The sequence below is a fragment of the Mucilaginibacter sp. OK268 genome (assembly GCF_900103125.1).
In the GTDB taxonomy this organism is placed as follows: domain Bacteria; phylum Bacteroidota; class Bacteroidia; order Sphingobacteriales; family Sphingobacteriaceae; genus Mucilaginibacter.
This window is the reverse complement of record NZ_FNJV01000002.1, coordinates 861745-884703: the sequence shown is the minus strand read 5'-3', so window position 1 is coordinate 884703 and position 22959 is coordinate 861745. Positions and strand designations below refer to the sequence as shown.

23 protein-coding genes are annotated in these 22959 nt (G+C 42.3%); 9 read left to right on the top strand and 14 right to left on the bottom strand.

The annotated features are described in order from the left end of the window. Positions 1–379: 379 nt before the first annotated feature. The 7 genes from BLR84_RS09435 to BLR84_RS09405 all read right to left on the bottom strand — a co-directional run bounded on the left by BLR84_RS09435 (position 380) and on the right by BLR84_RS09405 (position 7471). On the bottom strand, positions 380–1816 hold the full coding sequence (locus BLR84_RS09435; protein ID WP_090467172.1) for a serine hydrolase domain-containing protein: 1437 nt from the start codon (positions 1814–1816) through the stop codon (positions 380–382). 89 nt (positions 1817–1905) lie between these two features. Next, positions 1906–2832, bottom strand: a complete 927-nt coding sequence (locus BLR84_RS09430) for an aspartate carbamoyltransferase catalytic subunit (protein WP_090467170.1) — start codon at positions 2830–2832, stop codon at positions 1906–1908. Between the two features lie 69 nt (positions 2833–2901). After that, a complete protein-coding gene (locus BLR84_RS09425; protein WP_255366899.1) occupies positions 2902–3303 on the bottom strand; it encodes a four helix bundle protein in 402 nt (133 codons plus the stop codon). 44 nt (positions 3304–3347) lie between these two features. Continuing rightward, a complete protein-coding gene (pyrR, locus tag BLR84_RS09420) occupies positions 3348–3896 on the bottom strand; it encodes a bifunctional pyr operon transcriptional regulator/uracil phosphoribosyltransferase PyrR (RefSeq protein ID WP_090467167.1) in 549 nt (182 codons plus the stop codon). A 213-nt stretch (positions 3897–4109) separates the two neighbouring features. Then, the gene (locus BLR84_RS09415) at positions 4110–4502 is read right to left on the bottom strand and encodes an ACT domain-containing protein (RefSeq protein ID WP_090467165.1); all 393 of its coding nucleotides are present in this window, start codon (positions 4500–4502) and stop codon (positions 4110–4112) included. 110 nt (positions 4503–4612) lie between these two features. Further along, a complete protein-coding gene (rpsA, locus tag BLR84_RS09410) occupies positions 4613–6586 on the bottom strand; it encodes a 30S ribosomal protein S1 (RefSeq protein WP_090467164.1) in 1974 nt (657 codons plus the stop codon). A 213-nt stretch (positions 6587–6799) separates the two neighbouring features. Then, positions 6800–7471 (bottom strand): hypothetical protein, encoded by a 672-nt coding sequence (locus BLR84_RS09405; protein ID WP_090467162.1) that lies wholly within the window; start codon positions 7469–7471, stop codon positions 6800–6802. Between the two features lie 158 nt (positions 7472–7629). Here BLR84_RS09405 and tyrS point away from each other — a divergent pair, with 158 nt between their 5' ends. The 3 genes from tyrS (at position 7630) to BLR84_RS09390 (ending at position 9969) form a co-directional block, all read left to right on the top strand. Further along, positions 7630–8913, top strand: coding sequence for a tyrosine--tRNA ligase (gene tyrS, locus BLR84_RS09400; RefSeq protein WP_090467161.1), 1284 nt, complete (start codon positions 7630–7632; stop codon positions 8911–8913). Positions 8914–9016: 103 nt separating this feature from the next. Continuing rightward, the gene (locus BLR84_RS09395) at positions 9017–9514 is read left to right on the top strand and encodes a type II RES/Xre toxin-antitoxin system antitoxin (RefSeq protein ID WP_090467709.1); all 498 of its coding nucleotides are present in this window, start codon (positions 9017–9019) and stop codon (positions 9512–9514) included. Beyond that, positions 9514–9969, top strand: coding sequence for an RES family NAD+ phosphorylase (locus tag BLR84_RS09390; RefSeq protein ID WP_090467159.1), 456 nt, complete (start codon positions 9514–9516; stop codon positions 9967–9969). Before BLR84_RS09395 ends, BLR84_RS09390 begins: the two co-directional genes overlap by 1 nt. An 82-nt stretch (positions 9970–10051) precedes the next feature. Here the strand turns inward: BLR84_RS09390 and BLR84_RS09385 are convergent, their stop codons facing one another. Both BLR84_RS09385 and BLR84_RS09380 read right to left on the bottom strand, forming a co-directional pair. Then, positions 10052–10741: a PH domain-containing protein gene (locus BLR84_RS09385; protein WP_090467706.1), complete on the bottom strand. Its 690-nt coding sequence runs from the start codon at positions 10739–10741 to the stop codon at positions 10052–10054. A 200-nt stretch (positions 10742–10941) separates the two neighbouring features. Then, positions 10942–11928 carry a LuxE/PaaK family acyltransferase gene (locus BLR84_RS09380; RefSeq protein ID WP_090467157.1) on the bottom strand — a complete coding sequence of 329 codons (987 nt, stop codon included), beginning with the start codon at positions 11926–11928 and terminating at the stop codon, positions 10942–10944. A 253-nt stretch (positions 11929–12181) separates the two neighbouring features. On the opposite strand from BLR84_RS09380, the gene BLR84_RS09375 reads away from it, so the two are divergent. Further along, on the top strand, positions 12182–12853 hold the full coding sequence (locus BLR84_RS09375) for a lipid-binding SYLF domain-containing protein (protein ID WP_090467155.1): 672 nt from the start codon (positions 12182–12184) through the stop codon (positions 12851–12853). Positions 12854–12907: 54 nt separating this feature from the next. Here the strand turns inward: BLR84_RS09375 and BLR84_RS09370 are convergent, their stop codons facing one another. From BLR84_RS09370 to BLR84_RS09360, 3 genes are all read right to left on the bottom strand, one after another. After that, entirely contained in the window at positions 12908–13246 is a 339-nt protein-coding gene (locus BLR84_RS09370) for a hypothetical protein (RefSeq protein WP_090467152.1), read from the bottom strand. Between the two features lie 115 nt (positions 13247–13361). Next, positions 13362–15809, bottom strand: coding sequence for a penicillin acylase family protein (locus BLR84_RS09365; RefSeq protein WP_090467151.1), 2448 nt, complete (start codon positions 15807–15809; stop codon positions 13362–13364). Positions 15810–15971: 162 nt separating this feature from the next. Continuing rightward, positions 15972–16520 carry a thermonuclease family protein gene (locus BLR84_RS09360; RefSeq protein WP_090467149.1) on the bottom strand — a complete coding sequence of 183 codons (549 nt, stop codon included), beginning with the start codon at positions 16518–16520 and terminating at the stop codon, positions 15972–15974. A 151-nt stretch (positions 16521–16671) separates the two neighbouring features. On the opposite strand from BLR84_RS09360, the gene BLR84_RS09355 reads away from it, so the two are divergent. From BLR84_RS09355 to BLR84_RS09345, 3 genes are all read left to right on the top strand, one after another. Next, complete coding sequence (locus tag BLR84_RS09355) at positions 16672–17277, top strand: DUF6624 domain-containing protein (protein ID WP_090467147.1); 606 nt, start codon at positions 16672–16674, stop codon at positions 17275–17277. A gap of 72 nt (positions 17278–17349) precedes the next feature. After that, positions 17350–17955, top strand: coding sequence for a DUF6624 domain-containing protein (locus BLR84_RS09350; RefSeq protein WP_090467146.1), 606 nt, complete (start codon positions 17350–17352; stop codon positions 17953–17955). Positions 17956–18030: 75 nt separating this feature from the next. Continuing rightward, positions 18031–18288: a (2Fe-2S) ferredoxin domain-containing protein gene (locus tag BLR84_RS09345; protein ID WP_090467144.1), complete on the top strand. Its 258-nt coding sequence runs from the start codon at positions 18031–18033 to the stop codon at positions 18286–18288. A 160-nt stretch (positions 18289–18448) separates the two neighbouring features. Here BLR84_RS09345 and BLR84_RS09340 read toward each other — a convergent pair whose 3' ends face one another. Next, the gene (locus BLR84_RS09340; protein ID WP_090467143.1) at positions 18449–18979 is read right to left on the bottom strand and encodes a ferritin; all 531 of its coding nucleotides are present in this window, start codon (positions 18977–18979) and stop codon (positions 18449–18451) included. A gap of 120 nt (positions 18980–19099) precedes the next feature. Further along, positions 19100–19462, bottom strand: coding sequence for a hypothetical protein (locus BLR84_RS09335; RefSeq protein ID WP_176852011.1), 363 nt, complete (start codon positions 19460–19462; stop codon positions 19100–19102). Positions 19463–19680: 218 nt separating this feature from the next. Between BLR84_RS09335 and pgmB the strand changes: the two genes are divergently transcribed. Both pgmB and BLR84_RS09325 read left to right on the top strand, forming a co-directional pair. Beyond that, positions 19681–20322, top strand: coding sequence for a beta-phosphoglucomutase (gene pgmB, locus BLR84_RS09330; protein WP_090467141.1), 642 nt, complete (start codon positions 19681–19683; stop codon positions 20320–20322). A gap of 123 nt (positions 20323–20445) precedes the next feature. Further along, positions 20446–22758, top strand: coding sequence for a glycoside hydrolase family 65 protein (locus tag BLR84_RS09325; protein WP_090467140.1), 2313 nt, complete (start codon positions 20446–20448; stop codon positions 22756–22758). Positions 22759–22959 lie beyond the last annotated feature (201 nt).

The window sequence follows — 22959 nt, the reverse complement described above, 5'->3', positions numbered from 1 at the left end:
CCGCGGGCTTCCAGCCCGTGGTAACCATGGTGCATTAAGTTCCAATTCAACCATGTCATTGCGAGCGTAGCGTGGCAATCTCCTCGCTTGTATATTGAACGCGATGAGATTGCTTCGTCGTTCCTCCTCGCAATGACATGGTTGGAATAGGATAGTACAGTATGTCATGTCATCCTGAACTTGTTTCAGGATCCCTCGGGATGATAATAACCCGTGAGCAGGCAAAAGGAATAAGTAATGTTTAAAAAGCGAGGGGTGTCACCCTGAGCTCCGTCGAAGGGTAGAGCGCATAGGCCTGCCCACCATGCTTCGACGGGGCTCAGCATGACACCCTTTTGAAACAAGTTCGACATAATCGGCTTTTAGTATAAAACCAATCTTACTTTTGCAAGGCTTGCAGCATTTTAACACCTATGGCATCCGTACTTTCGGCCGAGTTGGAAAGTATCACTACTGCCAGGTTCTTTTGCGCGTTAAAAGCCAGGAAGCTGCTGCTGCCATAAGTGCCCCCGTTATGAAAGTAATACTCCACACCATCAACAACAATAATATGCCAGGCCAGGGCCATTTTAGCATCTTTGCTGAAGGTGATCTGGTGGGTTAGTTCCAAAGCTTTTCCGAGCTTGTCTGGCGTCGGATTCATATTGGCCTTTGCATATACCAGCAAATCATTTACAGATGAATGCAGGGCTCCGCAGGGGGCTAAAACGTCAAAATCCCAGGCAGTGGTAGCTTCGCCGGTAGTATTATAAACCGTAGCGAAATTGCTCAGTCGTGCCGGGCTTAAATGCTGGGTAGTACTCGACATCACTAAGGGGCGGCAGATGATCTCGAGTACCATTTGCTCAAATGTTTTACCGCTCAATTTGGACAGGATAGATCCGAGCAGCCCTACACCTAAATTGGAGTAATCATATCTTTCGCCCGTTGGGTTGTTCAGCTTACATGTTTTCAGATAGGCGAACAGCTGTTGTTTGGTATAATCTTTATAGGGATTAAGTTCATCCGTTGCCTTAGCCTCCAGGTTGTCCGGGATACGGGCCAAGCCCGAGGTGTGATTGCTTAATGATTGAAGCGTGATCAGCTTTAATTCGGGGTTTTTGGCGACAGAATCTGGTAAGTATTTGATAACAGGATCAGTCAATTTTACTTTGCCTTCGTTTACATAATAAGCCAGTAACGTAGCGGTAAATGTTTTGGTGATCGATCCTATCTCAAAAATGGTATGGAGCGTAGGCAGTTGCTTGTTGCCTTTGGTGGTTTCGCCATAGTTGTAAGTGGTTATTTTACCATCTTTCAAAACGCCTACACTTAAGCCTACGGTATTGGCTTTTTGAATGTATGGGCGTACAACAGATTCGATCACTTTATCCATGGGGGTTAATAACTTATTGGTTGAGGCAGCCTGACCCAATTTATCGGCGGTTACCTGGGTAAATGGTTGAAACAGGAAAAGATCAAGTTTATTGTCCTGATCAAGACTCATTTGCAGTTGCAAAGTAACCGCGCCAAATATCAGTTTATACGTACTTACCTTGTTATTGACAAAACTAACGAGCGACGAACCTTTAATATCGCCCAGCGGGAAAAGCTGTTGATTAGCCACCGACCGGAAACCTTCAGGTGTTAATGTTCTTTTGAATAATTCGCCGCCAAGGGAGTAAAGAGAATCGGCTTTTTGGGCATTGAAATACTTTTGAACCAGCGCAAACACCGAATCTGTTTTTACCTGCTGGCGGCTTTGGGCAAATGCAGGTGCTGAATAAACAAGCGCTATGAAAAGAGATAAACAGCAAACATTCTTAAACTTTATCATTTTACTTTGATTATCAACGCAGATAATAAACGTTGTTATATAAATGGGATTAAGAAAATTGAACCTTTACCTTGCCTGCTTACCGATAATTAAGGAGTTTGCCCTGCAAGCAGGTACAGCACCGCCATACGCACGGCTACACCGTTCTCAACCTGGTCAAGGATGATGGATTGCTTGCTGTCGGCCACATCACTGGTGATCTCCACACCACGATTGATAGGGCCAGGGTGCATTACAGTAATTTCTTTATCCAGCGAGTCTAAAATAGTTTTATTGAGGCCAAAAAGCATGGTATATTCCCGCAGGGAAGGGAAATATTTAATGTCCTGACGTTCTAGTTGTATACGTAGCATATTGGCTACATCGCACCAGTTGAGGGCTTTGATCAGGTTATGTTCAACCTTAACACCTAAGGAGCCAATGTATTTAGGGATCAGCGTAGTTGGACCGCAAACCATTACCTCGGCACCCAATTGTTTGAGGCAAAGGATGTTGGAAAGCGCTACCCGCGAATGCAGTATATCACCCACGATCACCACTTTTTTACCTGCCACATCACCATATTTTTCGCGGATGGAGAAAGCATCCAGCAAGGCCTGGGTAGGGTGCTCATGAGCGCCATCACCAGCGTTTACAATCTGTGCCTTTACATGTTTAGACAGGAAGATGCCCGCTCCCGCATAAGGGTGACGCATCACCACCATATCCACCTTCATGGCCAGGATATTATTCACCGTATCGATCAGGGTTTCACCCTTACTTACCGACGAAGAGGAGGCCGCAAAGTTCACCACATCTGCCGAAAGGCGTTTCTCGGCCAGCTCAAACGACAAGCGTGTGCGGGTAGAGTTTTCGAAAAATATATTGGCAATGGTTACATCACGCAACGAAGGCACTTTCTTGATCGGCCGGTTCAAAACCGATTTAAAAGTATCGGCAGTTTCAAATATCAGTTCGATATCTGCCCGGTTCAAATCTTTTATGCCTAATAAATGCCTTGTGCTTAGTCCTGCCATGATTTTTTATTTCGGATTTCGGATGTTCGATTTCGGATTTTTTTATTTTCTGAATTTCGATTCTGAAATTTATTTTTTTATTTCCAATTTAGTAAGCCGCTGTTTTTCTTTTGCCGTTTTACCTATAGCGGTAAATATGGCTGTAAGTTCATTGGCTTCCTTTTTTAATATGGTTATATCTACTGAATTAACAAGCTCCGATTCTTCCATCAACTCTAACCAATAAATAGATTCATCGGCCTCTTCTTCAACTATAATTATTTTATTTATAAAATCGGCGGTTGATTTACCTCTGCATGCCGATCTGTAGTTTGCCCCAATTGATGTTGCACACCTGATTAATTGATTTGATAAAACATCAAGCGAACGTTTACGGGGAAGGCTTTCTATAAATTTGATGACATCTATAGCGAATTTTTGAGTCCTCCGTTTTAGTTCTGCTTTGTCCAAATTTTCTAAATCAAAAATCAATTTTTAATAAATCCGAAATCGAACATCCGAATTCCGAAATAATATTAGTCTTGCGCTTCTGATACCAGCACAATTTTATCTTCGCCATCGGTATCTTTCCAACTTACTACCACTTTTTGCGATGCGATGGAATCCACCTCAATACCTACATAATCTGCCGATACCGGTATGTGGCGTGAGTAACGGCGATCAACCAGGGCCAGCAATTCCACTTTCTCCGGCCTGCCAAAAGCCTGCATGGCATCCATGGCAGCACGAATGGTTCTGCCTGTCCAGAGCACATCATCCATCATGATCACTTTTTTACCTTCAATAATAAAATCTATCTTGGTCTGATTAGGTACCAGTTGCGATTCGCGCCTGCGAAAATCGTCGCGGTAAAAGGTAATGTCCAGGTCGCCTTGTAAAATGGTTTTGCCGGGTAATATTTTTCTTAATTCTTCGGCTACACGTTTGGCCAGGTATATGCCCCGGGGCTGAATGCCAATAAGTACCGATCCTGAAAAATCATCGTGATTTTCAATCAACTGGCGGCATAAACGTTGTATGGTGATCTGAAACTTTTGTCCGTCGAGCAGTGTAAGATTTTGCATCGTATGGGTGGATTTGGGCAAAAATAGTAAATAGTTTTGAGTTTTGGGTGATGAGTTTTAAAAGTAACCCTCATAACTGTTAACGGAAGTAGGATAGGTAAAACATGAAGTCATCCCGAATTTATTTCGGGATCTCATCAGAAAAGTTGCCAATATACTTTTATAAACCTTGCAAATGGGATGCTGAAACAAATTCAGCATGACTTATCATATTTAAAGAGATAGCTTTCTAAGTGCGACCATAGTTTTATCAGCATCTTCTTTCGCTACAAAAATATGATCATGATAATAGGCGGCCACTACATTACAACTGATGCCTTCCTGCGCCAGGGCTGTGGCAAATGCGGCGGTTAGTCCAGTGGCCGCTAATGATGAATATATGGTGAGTGTTATCCAGGCGGCTACATAGCTATACTCCAGTTGAAGCTGATCCGCAATTTCTTTTTTCAGAATAATGGTAAAACCTTCTGTCTCTTTAAAAAGACCTAAAATATCGGCAGTATCTATAGATGGGACGGATGATACGGTACAATAAACATAATCACCTTCATTTAATACGGGTGTCATGTTTTTGAGTAGGGTAGCGAGGTTTGTTTCTCCGGTCATGGTGTAAATATAAAATAAAGAACTCTTTCCATTGGAAATAGTAGGAGGCAACAAAAAAGCCCTTCCGAATAAACGGAAGGGCTTCGTGAGAATATTGCTTCAGTTAAAGCTTATGCTTCTTCTTCAGATCCTTCAGCTTTTTTAGCTGGTGCAGCCTTGCGGGCTTTGTTTTCAGCACCTTCCATTTGCTCTTTTAATTGAGCTAATACGCTAAGATCGCCTAAGGTTGATTTTTCAACTGATTCTTTCACTTTTTTCACCGCGTTGCTAGCAGATTTTGCTTCTTTTTTGCGGTTTTCAAATTCCTGTACACGAGCGTCAGCGCGAGCTTCTTCCCAGATACGTGAGTGTGAAATAACGATACGTTTGTTCTCTTTGTTAAATTCAATGATCTTGAATTCAGCGGTTTCCTCAGCTTTTACTGATTTACCGTCTTCTTTAACCAGGTGTTTGGTTGGCGCGAAGCCTTCAACACCGTAAGGTAAAGCTACGATAGCACCTTTGTCAGTTACTTTCAATACAGTACCTTCATGAATTGAATCAATGGTAAATACGGTTTCGAAAGTATCCCAAGGGTTTTCTTCCAGTTGTTTGTGACCTAAGCTTAATTTACGGTTCTCGATATCAAGTTCTAAAACAACCACGTCTAATTTTTCACCAACTTTAGTGAATTCGTTAGGGTGATTTACTTTTTTAGACCAAGAAAGATCAGAGATGTGGATCAAGCCGTCGATACCGTCTTCCAGTTCAACAAACACACCAAAGTTGGTCATGTTTTTAACTGTAGCGATGTGCTGAGTGCCGATGGCGTATTTCTCGCCAGCATTTTGCCATGGATCAGGAGTTAATTGTTTAACACCTAATGACATTTTGCGTTCTTCGCGGTCAAGTGTTAACACTTGTGCTTCGATCTCGTCACCAACTTTCAGGAATTCCTGAGGGTTGCGCAGGTTTTGTGACCATGACATTTCTGACACGTGGATCAAACCTTCAACACCAGGGATGATTTCAAGGAATGCGCCGTAATCAGCAACGGTAACAATTTTACCTTTAACCTTTGAACCAACCTGAATATCTTCAGAAAGGCTTTGCCAAGGGTGAGGAGTTAATTGTTTTAAGCCCAGAGCAATACGTTTTTTCTCGTCATCAAAGTCAAGCACAACAACGTTGATTTTTTGATCCAATGCCAGAATTTCGCGTGGATGCTCAATACGGCCCCAAGATATATCAGTAATGTGCAGTAAGCCGTCAACACCACCAAGGTCAATAAATACACCAAAGTCGGTAATGTTTTTAACGGTACCTTCCAATACCTGTCCTTTTTCAAGGCGTGCAACAATTTCTGTTTTTTGGTTTTCCAAATCGTCTTCGATCAGCACTTTGTGCGATACCACTACGTTTTTAAACTCGTGGTTGATCTTAACAACTTTGAATTCCATTGTTTTACCTACGTACACATCGTAATCACGGATAGGTTTGATGTCGATTTGTGAACCTGGTAAGAAGGCTTCAACACCCATGATGTCAACAATTAAACCACCTTTAGTTCTGCTCTTCACAAAACCAGTGATGATCTCATCATTGTCCAAGGCTGAATTAATGCGCTCCCATGATTTTTGAGTTTTTGCACGTTTACGTGAAAGTACTAACTGACCGTTAGCATCTTCCTGTGACTCTACAAATACGTCAACCTTATCACCGATCTTCAGATCAGGTGTATCACGGAATTCTGATACTGAAACTAAACCGTCTGATTTAAATCCTACGTTAAGTACCACATCTTTGTTGTTAACATTAACAACAGTACCGGTGATGATTTCGCCTTTGGTGATAGAGCTGAAAGTTCCATCATACATTTTCTCGAATTTCTCACGGTCGCTATCGGTATAGTTACCAAATTTTTTGTCATCTGCATCCCAGTCGAAATCCGCACTTGGAGTAGCTGCAATTTTTGATTTGATCTCTTCGATAGATATTGAATCAGCTTCTGATTCAATGGTTTCTTTTTCGCCAGATGCGGTAACTGTGTCCAGTTCAGCCTCTTTCGCTTTTAATTCTTTTTCTGCTTCTTGTTTTTTTGCCATTAAATAATTTTTCTCCTTTTCCCAATTTGTTAATTGGGACTGCAAAGGTAGGTATATAATTTTATTAAATAAAAGAATATTTAAATGTTAATTGCTGATATTTAAGCCTTTTTGATGTAAATAAGGCTGTTGTTACGAAGTTTTTACCATTTGAAGTCTGGAAAAGACTTAGGTAGGTGGACTTTAACAATAGGTTAAATGATAAACCGGCTCTTAAATAGCGATCAGTTTATTAGCGATTTCTTCAAATATCAGCATGAAATCGGGAAGTAAATAGTCGCGATAATCACCCAATACTTTGTTCATTTGTTCCTCATGCTGGGGGGTGAACGGGTTTTGCCAGATGCGCATGCAGATGCGTTTTAAGGCGTAAGCTATCTGGTGCGTTTCGGCATAGGTGTGCAGGTATTGACTGCGTTTAAAATCATCGTAGAATCTAAAAAATACACGACTGTCTGGCAATCCCGAAAAATTTAAAAACTCGCTGATCACTGCTGTTTCGCAACCGGCCAGTTGAGCGTAAAAATCATCAACCTGTATTTTGCCTGTGGTAAGCAACAGGTTATCAATGATCAATTCCAGTGCCACATGCCCCAGAAAAAACGGCTTTACCGGCGAACCTTCAATAGCAGGCAGCAATTGTTTTTTTAACTGGTGGGAGTGTGTAGCAAAAAACTCGGATGAGTGAAAATAACGGTCGACCGCCAGGTGTTTATTCCAGCCGGCTATGATAGAATTGATGTTTTTATCGGTATGGTGTAGTTTTTCGGGGTGAAGGATGATGTTTTTATCGGCATTTTTTAAAAGATCGGGTAAAACGATACCTAAAATATGGTAACAGTTGTTTATATCACGATCAAAGTAATAATGCGATAAAAAATTCATAGGCGCTGTTGTGCAAAATAGTGGCTTTTGTTCAAGGTACAAAAAATAAGTAATTATTTGAAATGGATTTTACCTTTAGTTAACCCTGCTTTGGCGTGATATAGCTATTCGGCTCAGCCAATTATTCTCTTATATTTGCAGCCTTTGAAATATTGAATATGAACTTTGTTGAAGAATTACGCTGGCGCGGTATGCTGCATACCGAAATGCCGGGTACCGAAGAAAAGCTGAATAAAGGTATGACTTCGGGATATATAGGATTTGACCCAACTGCCGATTCATTGCACGTTGGCCACTTAACCCAAATCATGACCCTGATCCATTTTCAGCGGGCTGGTCATAAACCTTATGCTTTGGTTGGTGGTGCTACCGGTATGGTTGGCGATCCCTCGGGTAAATCGCAGGAACGTAATTTATTGTCGGAAGATGTCTTGCAGCATAACCTGGAGTCGGTTAAAAAGCAATTGACCCGTTTTCTGGATTTTAACAGCGGTGTCAATAGCGCCGAAATGGTTAATAACTACGACTGGTTCAAGAATTTTACCTTCCTTGATTTTATCCGCGATGTGGGTAAACACATCACGGTTAACTATATGATGGCTAAAGACTCTGTAAAGAAACGCCTGGAAGGTGATACCGGGATGTCATTCACGGAGTTTACTTACCAGCTGGTTCAGGGTTACGACTTTTATTATCTGTGGAAACACCATAACTGCAGTATCCAGATGGGGGGTAGCGATCAGTGGGGTAATATTGTTACCGGTACAGAACTTATCCGTCGTAAAGATAGCGGCGAAGCATTTGCCCTAACCACCAACCTGATCAAAAAGGCTGACGGTACCAAATTTGGTAAAACCGAAAGTGGCGCTGTTTGGCTTGATGCCGAACGTACATCGCCGTATCAGTTTTACCAGTTCTGGTTAAACACTACCGATGTTGACGCTAAAGCATACATTCGCATATTTACCTTGTTTGAGCGTGATGTAATTGAAGCTTTGGAAGCGGAGCACGATGCCGCGCCGCATACCCGGATATTACAAAAAGCGCTGGCGAAGGATATCACCATACGTGTGCATGGCGAAGTGGAATATGAAAAAGCCATTAAATCATCAGAGTTTTTGTTCGGGAACGTAGGCATTGAGTTTTTAAACGAACTTAATGATACCGAGGTGCTGGGCCTGTTTGCCGGTGTACCTAATTTTAGTATTGCCTTATCCGAGCTGCAGCAAGGCATCAACGTTAGCGATCTGCTGGCCGTTAAAACAGCGATATTCCCATCAAAGGGCGAAGCCAAAAAAATGATACAGGGTGGCGGTTCAGCTATTAACAAAGTTAAAATTGCTACTGCCGACGATATTTATACTGCCGATGCACTGATCAACAATAAATTCCTGGTAGTGCAAAAAGGTAAAAAGAACTACTTTTTAATTATTGCTGAATAAGAAGGTATTATATTAGTAATCTTGAAGCGATGGGTGTACTCTCATCGCTTTTTTATTGTTAAAAATTTTGGAAATACGACAAATGGTAAGTATATTTGTATATATGTCGTACAAAACAAAAATTGATAGCAAAAAAAATGAGGTAAATGAGCCCATGGCAGCGTATGTTGTTCAAGCTCCGGTTCCTTCATTTTACCATTTACTGGAAGGGGCAAGGTCTGTCAAATTCTCTACAGATTTTGATATTATTAACCTGGCGCGTAAAGGTTTCCCTAAAAGCGTTTTACTTTCATTAGCCAAAAAAATATCCCTCAATATACAGGAGCTGGCCAATATATTACACATCTCCGAGCGTACCTTACAACGCTATGATGATAATGCCATTATTAAAACCGAGTACGCAGAAAAAGCCGTTGAGCTTGCCCGCCTGTATACCCGCGGGGAAGAAGTTTTTGGTTCCATGGATAAGTTTAAAATTTGGGTAAAAACCCCGGGCTATGTGTTTAAAGGCGAGGCCCCGGTAACCATTCTGGATACTTCCGCCGGCTTTGATATGGTTTTTAGGGAGTTGGGGCGTATTGAACACGGTATTTTTGCCTGATGGTTTTATATCGTATTGCGAAATGCCATTATGTGGATGATCTGAGCGGAACTGGCGCCCGTTTGTATGGCGGCCGCTGGAATAGCGAAGGCAAGTCGATGCTTTACCTGGCGTCGTCAAGATCGCTGGCGTATTTGGAGGTACTGGTACATTTAGACCCCTTAATTGTCCCTGCAAATTTTTGCATTGCGCAAATTGATGTACCAGATTATAGCATAACGCAGCTAAACCCTGCTTTGCTACCGGATAACTGGCAGGATGTTTCGGGACCGGTAGCGTTGAGAAAACTGGGCGACGAGTTTCTGAAAAAACAAGAATACCTGGCCATGCGAGTGCCGTCGGCCATTGTACCGGCAGAGTTTAATTACATCCTTAACCCTTTGCATCCGGAAGCAAAAAATATCAAAATAGTTAATAAAGAATCTTTTAGTTTTGACGATCGGCTTTTAAATTAATTAGTAGTTCAATGCTATTTATTAAATAAGAAAAGGCGATGAGTTGCAACTCATCGCCTTTTCTGTTGTATCTTAATGATAATTACAAATCGCTCAGCAGGTCGAGTTTTTTGTGATTGTACTCTTCCTGAGATATCAGACCATTATCAAACAACGTTTTTAATTTTTTTAGTTTTTCGGTAAGCACATCCGGTTTTGGAGCTTCGTGAACAACAGGTGCAGGTGCCGGCGGAGCAACGGGAGCAGGTGCTGGCTGTTCAATAACTACAGGAGCCGGGGCGGAAAAAGCTTGCTGTGTTGTAGCGGTACGAGCGGCAGCAGGATTATCAAACTGTATAGAACCTGACTCGGCACGTTTTTGTTCCAGATCACGCTGGCGACGGGCCTCGCGTTCAATTTCTTTACGTTCCTGGGCGTATTGATATAATTTACGACCCTGGATCTTAGGCAGATAATCAACCGCCATTTCGGCTCCGTTGGTTGTTTTTACGCTAAATACAGCACCAATGATCTCTTCTTTGGTATGTACATCAACAATATCCTTCCAAACAAAATCAACAAACTTGATAGATAAACCCAGGTTGGCCGGGGTAAAAAACAATACACGTTTGTTGGTAATGGCAATGCAATCCGGAAATAAGTTTACCAATGGCTTTTTCTGAACCGCTATATAAATGATCTCTTCACCAGAAGATAGCAGGTCCACCAGGCGGGAGTATACTTTTTCAACTGCTTTAGGATCTTGTTCCTCGTTTAAAAATTTCTCAATCATGTTTTTAGCATTTATGATGCGTGCAAAAATAATAATAATACCGGTTAAAGAGTCAAGAATCAAGAGGTAAGAATCAAGAAAAAAGACAAAACCTCTTCATTTACCGTTGCTTAACCTAAATCTATTCTAACTTGTGGTATACATTCAATACTTAACTATTCTCTTGATTCTTGACTCTTATTTCTTGCTTCTTTAAAGCACTAAGCAATCAGCAAATTACATCCGCGGATATCCGACTGGTCAAATCTGCCCAATACCTCAAATGTCCCATCAGTATTGATCTTACCCAGATCCTGCGTAGCAATGAATGAGCAGGAGTTGATATTAGCCAGATCGATCACATTGATACCGCCCGTTTTGCCCTTTGCTAACGTACTGATAGGGTCGTTAGTATCACGAATGATGATTTTCATCCAGGGTGGGCATTCAAAAATACCGTCACCTTTGGAGTAGGCCTGAGACAGCAGTTCAGTCATACCATATTCTGAATGGATATGACTTACACCAAAACCTTTACATAGGGTATCATGCAGTTCCTCGCGGATCATCTCTTTACGCCGGCCTTTCATACCGCCGGTTTCCATTACAATCAATTTAGGGAAATTGATCTGATGGGTTTCAATAAAATCAAGCAAGCCAAAGGTGACCCCGATTAAAAGCGTGGGATGTTTGGCTTCCTGTTGTTTTTGCAGTTGCTGGTATAATTCGTCGTGATTGTATAAAAAGAAACCGCTGTCGGGGTTTTCGGATTGTTTGATCAGGTCATCAACCATGTAAATGAGCGACGAACCTTCGCGCTCCAGGTATGATGGCAACAGAGCGAGTACCGTATAATCTCTGATATCGCCATAAAACAATTGAAACGCATTACGGAAACTATCCTCATACCAGGTTTTATCGCTTACCAAATGACGGCTGGTAACCATGCCTGTTGTGCCCGAACTGGTAAAGGTTAATTGAACCGGGGCATCGGTGCTCAGTATTCGGTGCGATTTGAAAAATTCTATGGGTAGAAAAGGGATCTGGTCAACTGAAGTAATATTATCCGCATCAACCCTTAGTCCCGAAATAAATTGCCGGTAAACGCTACAGTTTTTAGCCTGGTGCCGAAAGATCTGCAGGGTTGTTTGATCAAAATCGTCGGTGTTGTTGATAGAAAATACCTGCTGTTTATCCGGTGTGCTCATTATTGGCAAAGATAAGAATATTGATGTGCAGATGTGCAGATTTCAAATGTGCGGATGATTTGGATTTCTATTGTCGGGGTTAAAGAATTTTGAAAATTCATCAATTCTGTAAACGGCAAAACCCTCAACGAAGTTAATTCTGGTTCAGACAACAAAAAACAAATGACCGTTCGCTTGCACAATTATGTAAACAAGTATACGTTTTGGGGGTTAGTAATTATATATACATTGTACAAATTGTAATTTTACCCCCATGAAAACATTGAAATTTTTGAAGTTCCCATTGATCCTAAGCCTATTTTTTGTGCTGATATCGGCCAAAGCAGGCGATAAAGAAACGGAACGTGTGCATAATGCTGCTAACGTATTAAAAGAGTTTGGCAAAATGAAAGAGACTATCCCGCATCAGTTAATGGAACAGTCGGAAGGAATTGTTATTATCCCTAAAATGATCAATGCAGGTTTTGGTATTGGCGGCAAACGGGGCAGGGGCGTTGCCCTGGTAAAACTGGCTAACGGAAAATGGAGCGACCCCGTATTTGTAACCTTAACCGGTGGTAGCTTTGGTTTACAGATTGGTGTACAATCTGTCGACCTGATCCTGGTATTCCATCATAAAGGTGTATTAACCAAAGTTGAAAATGGCGATTTTACTATCGGTGGCGATATTTCGGCGGCGGCAGGTCCTGTTGGTCGTAGTTCTTCTGCCAGTACCGATTATAAGCTGGAGGCCGAAGTTTACTCGTATTCACGCAGCCGAGGTTTATTTGCAGGTATAACTATTAATGGTTCAAACCTGGCCATTGATAAAAGTGCCATCGCAAATTTTTATGGTGATAAATCTACCTCGCAGGAAATTTTTGCTTCATCTAAAAGCGATAAAGAAGGAATTACGGTGTTGAAAGAGGCTTTAGGTGCTTTTTAAGATAAATCAAATGAAAAATAAAATGCCCGGGCTGAAAGGTCCGGGCATTTTTGTTTAAGATTTTCCGAATGCTTTTTGTAGTAATACGCCCGAGAGTGCTGCGAAACCGCTCACCAGGCCACCGATAACTCCGGTGATCAGGAGCAGATAACCCCAGCCCGGTAAGTGAAATAGGATGGCTACCTTTTTGGCCAGTATATGATCATTAGGGATGCTTTTAAACAGTGCCAATACTATCCACACGATAAATACGGCTAAAAAACCCGACCAAAACGCCTGGCCCGCTGTTTTGCCGATAAAGAATGCTGCAGAAAATGCCGCGATAGCCACTACCCACCAGGGCAAAAAGAAACCGCTTGCAAATGATAGTATGAGTATGATGAGGAATAACATAATCTTGTGTTTTGTTTGAGGGTATCAAGTAGTTAGTATCAAGTATCAAGACCTTTTAAAATTATGAAAAAATACAGATGTCGTGATACTTGATACTAACTACTTGATACTTTTTTTATTTACTGCCTATTGTTAATGTGGTTTTGATACGATCAGACATTTCATCGGGCGATTGCAGGAACAACAGTTCCTTTAGTTCGCCTTTTTGCCAGGTTTTTAGCATATCATCATAAAAAAAACTGCCCGGATTGCCAGATTCGCCGCCGGGTAAAATACCGTAGCCTTTTACTGTTGGCCCCATTTGTACTACCATGCGCCATGATGGGCCATGTCCGTTGTTCAAGGCGTTAATAGTTGAACCTGTACCACCTGTTGGAAAATTACCCGAACTGAATGCTTCCTGGCGGGTAAGGTGCAGGATCTCCAGTTTTTTGACCGAACCCCATTGCCAGGCTTTACCCGGTTTGCCGTATTCACGGGTTAAATCATTGATGGCGGTTTTAAAAGCCAGGGTTACTATATCGGTACTGGTTTCTTTTGCCGGGGTGCTGATGTCGTCAAACCATTTGGAGTTGGGCTCTTTCAGCAATAATTTTTCAGTTCTGTCGGCAGATGGATAGTTTGCCTGTAACTCTTTTGCTGCAAATTCATCGCTCCAGATCATTTTGTACATTTTAATCCACCATGCATTAAATATTGAGGCACCGGTTGAGGTGATGGTATAATCCTTGTTCCAGCTTTTGATGATGCCGAGAGCCGCCAATTGGGTTTGATCCAGTTTGGAGGCATCTACATATTTTAACATGGTTGGTAAAATATCCTGCGCACGGATACTGTAAGTGTCGGTTTGCAGGATGCGCATGCTGTCAACAGTAGCTTTTTGCATAACGGTAAGCCGGTCATTGATACGTTTGCCGCGTTCATACTGCGCAAACGACCAGTTGATATAATATGGGTAGGTTGGATCTGTTGATGATTGATTGGCCGAACTTACAAAACCACGCGGCGGATTTTTAACCGTAGGATCCTGATCAAAAGGGATCCAGCCATGCCAGTCGTCAGCAGGATCAGTACCATCGAGTATAAATTTACCCTGATCACGGTATTTTAAGGGGTATTTACCGTTGGGGGTGATGGCGATATCATTATCCTTGCTGGCAAATACAAAGTTGGATGCCGGGGCGCTAAAATAAGTAAGCGCTTTGCGGTAATCGGCATAGTTTTTACCCCGGTTTAAAATATACATGGTCATCAGCTCGTCCGATTCATCATGGGCGATCCATCTTAGCGCATCACCTACTGGTACAAAATCCGGACCGTCGCCTTTTTTTGCCTTATCCTCATAAACAACCGGGCCATGGTGCGTATAGATCACGGTATCATACAAAGGTTGTTGCCCGCGAATGTTGATCACCTCTACACGTCTGTTGGTTTTGTTCCATTGGTTATTGTACCAATATTCTTCCTTTTTATTATCCTTGAATTTAACCTGGTACCAATCCAGCACATCGGCATCTACATTGGTAATGCCCCAGCTAATGTTATTATTAAAGCCTAATATGACACAAGGCGAACCCGGTAGAGATACTCCATAAACATTTACAGATGGCGCTGTAAGCTGTATCTGGTACCATATAGATGGGAAGGTAAGATTTAAGTGTGGGTCGTTGGCTAAAATAGGGTAGCCATTGGCCGTTTTACTGCCCGATACAGCCCAATTATTACTGCCGATGCCTTCTTCCTTTACTACGCTTTTAACGCTGTCGTTCATCAAGCCCATGAAATTTGCCGATGGTTTGGGAATGGGCAGCGGTTTAAAATCCCATTTGGTGCCCACCGGAATAATCGGATCTTCATGCATGGGGTAATCCGGGAACAGATCATTAGTGGTTTTGGAGCCAAAACGTTTTAAAATATTGCTCATGGCAAACTCGTTGGAACCTCCTGCAAGTGTCTCGCTCATCAACTTGAGTAAAAAGGCGCAGTTGATGGGTTTCCATTCTTCGGGTGCATAATCCAGCAGTTTAAATTCAATGGGATACTGGCGCGGGTGCAGGCGGTGGATGTAAGCATTAATACCATCGGTATAAGCCAGGATCATTTGGCGTACGGCCGGTTCACTCATCATGGCCTTTAGTGTTTTTTCGGCTCCATAAACCATACCCATGCGGCGATGGTAACGATCCACCTCCAGCAATTGGGGGCCAAGTACCTCGGCCAGTCTGCCTGCGGCCTGCCTGGTTTGTATGTCCATTTGCCAAAGGCGTTCTGTAGCGGTTACATAGCCTTGCGCATAATATAAATCATGCTCATTGTCAGCAAAAATATGAGGGATACGGTTCTCGTCGTATTTAATGGTCACTTTACCGGTAAGACCCGGAAGCATGAGATGAGTGGTTGATAATATATTCTTGCTTTCGGCATTTTGCCAGAATCCATCCGCTGGACTTAAAAAATTACCCAATGGCGGTATCGGGCCAACCGGAGTGTCAAATTTTCTTTGCAGCGCCCAGATCAGTACAAGGGTAAAGGCGATGGATAAAAACGCTTTTGTAAACTTCATATTTTAGTATCAAGTAATTAGTATCAAGTATCAAGACCGAATTGAATATCGATATATATGGTTTAATTTAGTATCGGAATTTCAGACAGTGTGCCAAAAGCAAAGTGGTCTTGATACTTGATACTAATTACTTGATACTTGACTTGCTATAAAGTTACTGTTTTAATACACATCCTCAAGCTTTGCTTTGTGCTTATAATGTTTTTTGTAAGGATTATTGTCGTAACCGGATGACCGGCCTTCTTTGCGATATTCCCAGGGTGGGGTAGGATTGATATCCTGCCAAAGGCCCAGTTTATTTTCGCGGGCATTTTGTTCCAGTTGGGCTAGTTCGGCACTTTGCGAATAGGCTTTGTACTGCCAGGCAAAACCATTTTTTACCAGCTGATAATTTACGTTGGTGCCATCGGGCAAAATAACCATAGCAACAGTACGGCCGTAACGGTCTTTAGTGTTGCCTATCAGGGTAACATCCTTACCAAAGCAAAGATCGGAAGTGAATTTTTTGGCCGCCTTGCCAAAAGCCTGCGACTTTTCGGGGCAGTCAATTTCGGCCAGGCGAACGGTAATTTGCTGGTTATCATTACTGAGCAAACCCAGCGTATCGCCATCTTTTATCTTGACTACTTTATATTGATTAGCAGGCTTGGGGTTACAGCCCCATAGTATGAACAGACAGATGAAAAGGCAGGTGTGATACTTTTTGAACATTTTCCAAATGTGCAGATTTTTTTACAATTGTTTGTTTTCAATGGTACTCATGATGGCTTCGCCGGTTAGATTTCAAATGTGCAGGTGATTATAGGTTTTTTATTTTGATTAAATGAATTATTAACTATACCTTTAGTTGCTATTTGCCCCTATGAAAGTATTGGTTATAAAAACGCTGCTTATCATTGTAATCCTTAGTGGATATATTGTTCTTGCACCATCGGTACCGGTTGGAAAAAAAAACGCTGCCTTAACAAAACAAATTGACTCAATGTTTAAGGCCGATCAATTTTGGCGCGTAGAGTTTACCAAAAAGCAACAAAAGGAAAAATCCACCTACAGCGATGAAACTATTCAAAGTAAATGGGCTGAAGCAGATCGTATTAACAAACTGAGAGCCAAAGCTATCATCAAAAAATACGGATACCCGGGCTATGACCTGGTTGGCGATTCAAGTGATAGTTTTTGGACCATTATACAGCATTGCGATGATGATATACCTTTTCAGGAGCATGTGCTTGCTTTGATGAAGAAAGAGGTAGATAAGAATAATGCCAACAAAGAAAACTATGCCTTATTGATCGACAGGATGCTTGTAAATGAGCACCGGGAACAAATTTATGGAACGCAGGTACATACTGATCCTAAAACAAATAAGGTGATCCCTTTTCCGCTGAAATATCCTGAATTGGTTGATGAACTTCGTAAGGAGGTTGGTCTAGAGCCACTTGATACCTATATAAAAAAGTTTGGATAGGTACCGTGTAACGCAAAAAACTTTATTTGATAAGTTAATTTATAACTATATATTTAGTTGTAAATTATCCCTATGAGAATATTACTTATCAAAACATTACTTATCCTTGCGCTCCTTTCGGGGTACCTTGTTATCGCGCCATCAGCACAGGTTGTTAAAAAAAACGCTGCCTTAACAAAACAGATCGACTCTATGTTTATAACCGATCAATTTTGGCGCAAGGAATTTGCTAAAACCCAGCGAAAGGAGAAATCAGATTATAGCGACGAAACAATTCAAAAAAGATGGGCTGAGACAGATAGTATAAATGAGCTAAAAGCCAAGGCCATCATCAAAAAATATGGATATCCGGGTTATGACCTGGTTGGCGGTTCAAGCGATAGCTTTTGGGCCATTGTGCAACATTGCGATGATGATGTACCTTTCCAGGAGCAGGTATTAACTTTAATGAAAAAAGAGGCAGCCAGGAACAATGCCAGTAAAGAAAAATGCGCTTTATTGACAGACCGGATTCTTGTTGGTAAACATCAAAAGCAAATTTATGGAAGCCAGGTGCGTATTGATCCTAAAACACATAAAGCTACACCCTTCCCATTGAAAGACCCCAAATCTGTTGATAAGCTACGTAAGGAGCTTGGCCTTGAGCCACTTGCTGCCTATTTAAAAAGTTTTGAATGATCTGCAGATTATTCAAATGGAACTTTATTGGTTTATCTTTGTTGCGTTAATGTTAACCATAAATTAAGTATCCTGATGGGTAAATTTACCATACCAGACAAAGTACTGTATGTATGCGTTGGTAGCAAATGCGGAAAGCGGGGTGGCAAGGATATGTTTAAGCTGGCTAAATCATACGCCAAACATCATCACGGGCCCGAGGAGATAGAAGTAATAGAGACGGAATGTACCGACAGGTGTAAGTATGCACCCATATGCAGTATCCAGCCGGGTAATACCTGGTTAAAAGAATATCACCCTAAGGACGTGCTGAAGTTGATGGATCTGATATGACCACTCTAAACGGCGAAGCCCTCATGAACGCCGAAAATAATAATAATGTGAATAACCTCCCCGAAGGGGAGACTTTTGAAAAGAAAATAAAAAGGTCCTTCTGCAAAAAGCAAAAGGACCTTTTTTATAGCCCTCTCCTTCGGGGAGGGTTGGGAGGGGTTTACGCCTCGCTATCGTATTTGATCTGACCAACGTTTTTGTCAATCTGCCATCTGCCGGTACCTTCTTCGCCAATAACTTCAAACAGTTCAAGGGCACGACGGGCTTTGTACTCTTCTTCGCGTTGTTCTTTCAGGAACCAGTTCAGGAATTCCATGGTTACAAAATCCTGTTCTTTCATGCAACGGGCATAAATGTTTTTGATAGATTGTGTAACGCTGATCTCCTGATCCAAAGCTTCTTCAAACACTTCGCGGAAAGAGTTATATTCCTGTTTAATGCCGGTAACTTCCGGAGATATAGCGTTGCCGCCCATATCCAGGATATATTTATAAAATTTTAACTGGTGAACCCTTTCCTCTTCTGATTGCTTAAAAAAGTAGTCAGAAGAAAAGTCATAGCCATTACGGTTACACCATGAAGCCATGGATAAATATATAGATGAAGACAGGGCTTCTTTTTTTACTTGTTGATTTAAAAGCACTTCAATCTCAGTTGAAATGAGGCTTTTTATGCGGAGTAGATCTTTCATAGTAGTATTAAATTGAACAGTAATTATAACTTGTTGCAGGTATTATGATGCAATAATAATGCTATAAGTTAATATAACTATAATTTTAAAATAATATGAATTTAGTATTAGTCTAAATAGTTAACTGGCTATGCTACAGAGACGTTCATGCAGGATGTGATTTAACTCCAGCATGACAAAAGTACCTTCCAATAGTTCTTTCAAAGCTATGATTTGTAGTAGTGATAATACATAGCAATGATCGCAGGCGCAGATAAAGATGATCTCCACATCGGGATCTTTAGTGGTATTGAGCAGGGCTTGCTCAATATCGATATGATAAACCGATTTACGCAGCTTTAACAGGCAACGATAATCGAATTTGGCCACCTTTCCCGCAAAATCAACATACCAGCAACGCTCGGCATCGCTTTGGTAAATAGCTCCTGCCGATGTTTTAAAAACATCTGTCCATGGAGTGGTTGTTGTAATGGTGGCTATCATAATCGGCACAAAGATTATTATTATTTGTAATTAATCCAAATAAAGGGCGTGATTTTTTATTAACATAGCTCAAAGGGAGTATGGAAAGCTGATGCCGATACTGGATTTTGAGATTTTTGGAGCAAAGAGCAAAGATTTTTTCTTTTGTCATTTCTCCAAAAAATCTTTGCTCCCCCAATCCAAAAACAATACATTAGGCTCAGCTTACATAGTATAAAATGAACAATATAAAAGCCTGTATTTTTGACCTCGACGGTGTAATTGTTGATACAGCTATATACCATTATAAAGCCTGGCGACGCCTGGCCAACTCCCTGGGTTTTGATTTTACCGAACAACAGAACGAACAGTTGAAAGGCGTAAGCCGTGTGCGATCGTTACAGCTGATATTGGGCTGGGGTGGCGTAACCAAAACCGAGGCCGAACAGGAACAGCTGGCTACCCAGAAAAATATCTGGTACATGGAGATGGTAAACCAAATGACACCTGCCGAAATATTGCCCGGTGCACGCGAGTTTGTGCAAAGCTGCCGTGACGCGGGCATCAAAACCGCCCTGGGATCGGCCAGTAAAAATTCCATGACCATTTTGGAGAAGCTGGAGATCGTAAACCTGTTTGATGCGATTATCGACGGTAATAAAGTGACTAAAGCCAAACCCGATCCCGAAGTATTTTTAAAAGGAGCGGAAGCACTGGGCATCGAACCCCAATACTGCGTGGTTTTTGAAGATGCCATTGCCGGTGTAGAAGCCGCCAAAGCAGGTGGCATGAAAGCCATAGGCATAGGTGACCCCAAGGTGTTGTATGAAGCCGATCTGGTGGTGAGTGGGCTTAATGAGATGACTTTAGATAAATTATAATAAAACGCGTCATTGCGAGGTACGAAGCAATCTCTACATAGGCAGGTCAACTATAAAAGTTCGCTTTGTATTGCTTAGAGATTGCTTCGTACCTCGCAATGACGGTTGTGAAAACTGCATCAAATGAAAAACTACATAAAACCAGATGAGTGGAGGATTATTGAAGAAGGCTTCGATCCGCATCATCATCAAATATCGGAGAGTATATTTAGTTTGGGTAATGGTCGTATGGGCCAGCGCGCCAATTTTGAAGAAGCCTACAGCGGGCAATCGTTGCTGGGTAACTATGTGGCCGGGGTTTATTATCCCGACAAAACCCGTGTAGGCTGGTGGAAGAATGGTTACCCCGAATACTTTGCCAAAGTGCTCAACGCCGCCAACTGGACGATCATCGACGTTAACCTGGATGGCGAACAGCTCGATCTTGCCAATTGTGTGGTAAGCAATTTCCGCAGGGAACTGAACATGAAGCAGGGCTATCTGAAAAGAAACTTCAGCGCCAAAACAGCCGGTGGTAAAGCGGTGGAGGTTGAGGCCATCCGCTTTTGCAGTATGGTGGATGACGAATCGGCTGCCATAAAATATACCATTACCCCCGTAAACTTTAGCGGTAACATTACCCTGACACCCGCTATTGACGGCGATGTAGTAAACAAGGATTCCAACTACGATGAAAAGTTTTGGGACGAAATAAGCAAAGCCAACCAACCCGATGGTGGCTACGTGGTAATGCGTACCAAAAAAACAGGCTTTGAAGTTGCCACAGGCATGAAGTTTAGTTTTTTGCAAAACGGACAACAGATACAACCACAGACAGAAACCATCGCTAAAGAAAAATATATAGCTTCGGCTATAACCGTACAGGCGGAGCAGGGGCAAAGCATCAGTATCATAAAATATGTGGTTAACCTATCTTCCCAAAATCATAAACCGGAGGAATTGGTCGGACTCCTGAACGACACCCTGACCCGCATCAGCACCAAAGGCTTTGATACCCTGCTGGCCGAGCAAGCTGCCGCCTGGGCTAAAAAGTGGGAGCATAACGATATTATCATCAAGGGCGATGTATCGGCACAACAGGCCATCCGCTTTAATATATTCCAGCTAAACCAAACCTATACAGGTGAGGACGATCGTCTGAACATCGGCCCTAAAGGTTTCACCGGCGAAAAATATGGTGGCTCCACCTACTGGGATACCGAGGCTTACTGTGTGCCATTTTACCTGGCCACTGCTGATCAAAAGGTGACCCGTAACCTGCTCCTGTATCGGTACAAACAATTGGGTAAAGCTATAGAGAACGCTACCCTGCTGGGCTTTAAAAACGGTGCTGCCCTGTACCCTATGGTGACCATGGATGGCACCGAATGCCATAACGAGTGGGAGATCACGTTTGAGGAGATCCACCGGAACGGGGCCATCGCTTATGCCATTTTTAACTATGTACGCTATACCGCTGATGAAGCCTACCTGGCCGATTATGGCCTGGAGGTACTAATAGCTATCGCCCGTTTTTGGTCGCAAAGGGTAAGCTGGTCGGAGGCTAAGCAGCAATATGTAATGCTGGGCGTAACCGGGCCAAATGAGTATGAAAACAACATCAACAACAACTGGTACACCAGTACGCTGGCTACCTGGTGCATGGGATATGTTATAGAAGTTATCGAAAAAGTAAAAGCAACCGACAAAGCCAAATACGATGCTTTGATCGCTAGAATAAACTTTGACGAAGCCACCGAAACATCGAGGTATAAACACATCATCGAAAAAATGTACTATGGCTACGACGAAAAGCTGCAGGTGTTTTTACAGCAGGACGGTTACCTCGACAAAGAACAGATCCTGGTAAAAGACCTGCCCGCCGCCGACCGTCCGCTTAACCAGAAATGGAGCTGGGACAGGATCCTGCGCTCGTGTTATATCAAACAGGCTGATGTGCTGCAGGGTATCTACTTTTTTGAAGACAGGTACGATCTGGAGACCATCCGCCGCAACTTTGATTTTTATGAACCACGCACCGTGCATGAATCCTCCTTATCACCTTGTGTGCATGCCATATTAGCCGCCAAACTGGGCGACGAGGCACGAGCCTATGAGTTTTACCTGCGCACCGCCCGTTTGGATCTGGACGATTATAATAACGATACCGAAGATGGCTGCCACATTACCTCGATGGCCGGCACCTGGATGTCGGTAGTGGAAGGTTTTGGGGGCATGCGTGTCCGCGATGGTAAGCTGTCGTTCCAACCTTTTATTCCAGCAAAATGGTCGTCGTTCTCGTTTCATATCGGTTTCCGCGGAGCATTACTGAATATTAAGGTAAGTAAGGATGGTGTGCAGATCAAAAATGCCTCAGATAAGGAAACTACGGTGGTGGTTTATGAGAAGGAGCAAGTAGTTGGGGCTAATGGTGAAGTAAGGGTTAAGATCAAATAGTTTTACATGAATGCAAAAGTAGGTATCGCAAATAGGTATTTAGGCTAAAGCCAACAATTCTGATCTATCTTTATCCATCCCTTAAAAGGGACGGCAATGAAATAAACAATTCATTGCCGTTGGCTTTAGCCAACGGATAGTTAATTACAGAAATAGGGCTTTAGCCCCATATCATGCTAATAAACAATCATTCCCAAACAA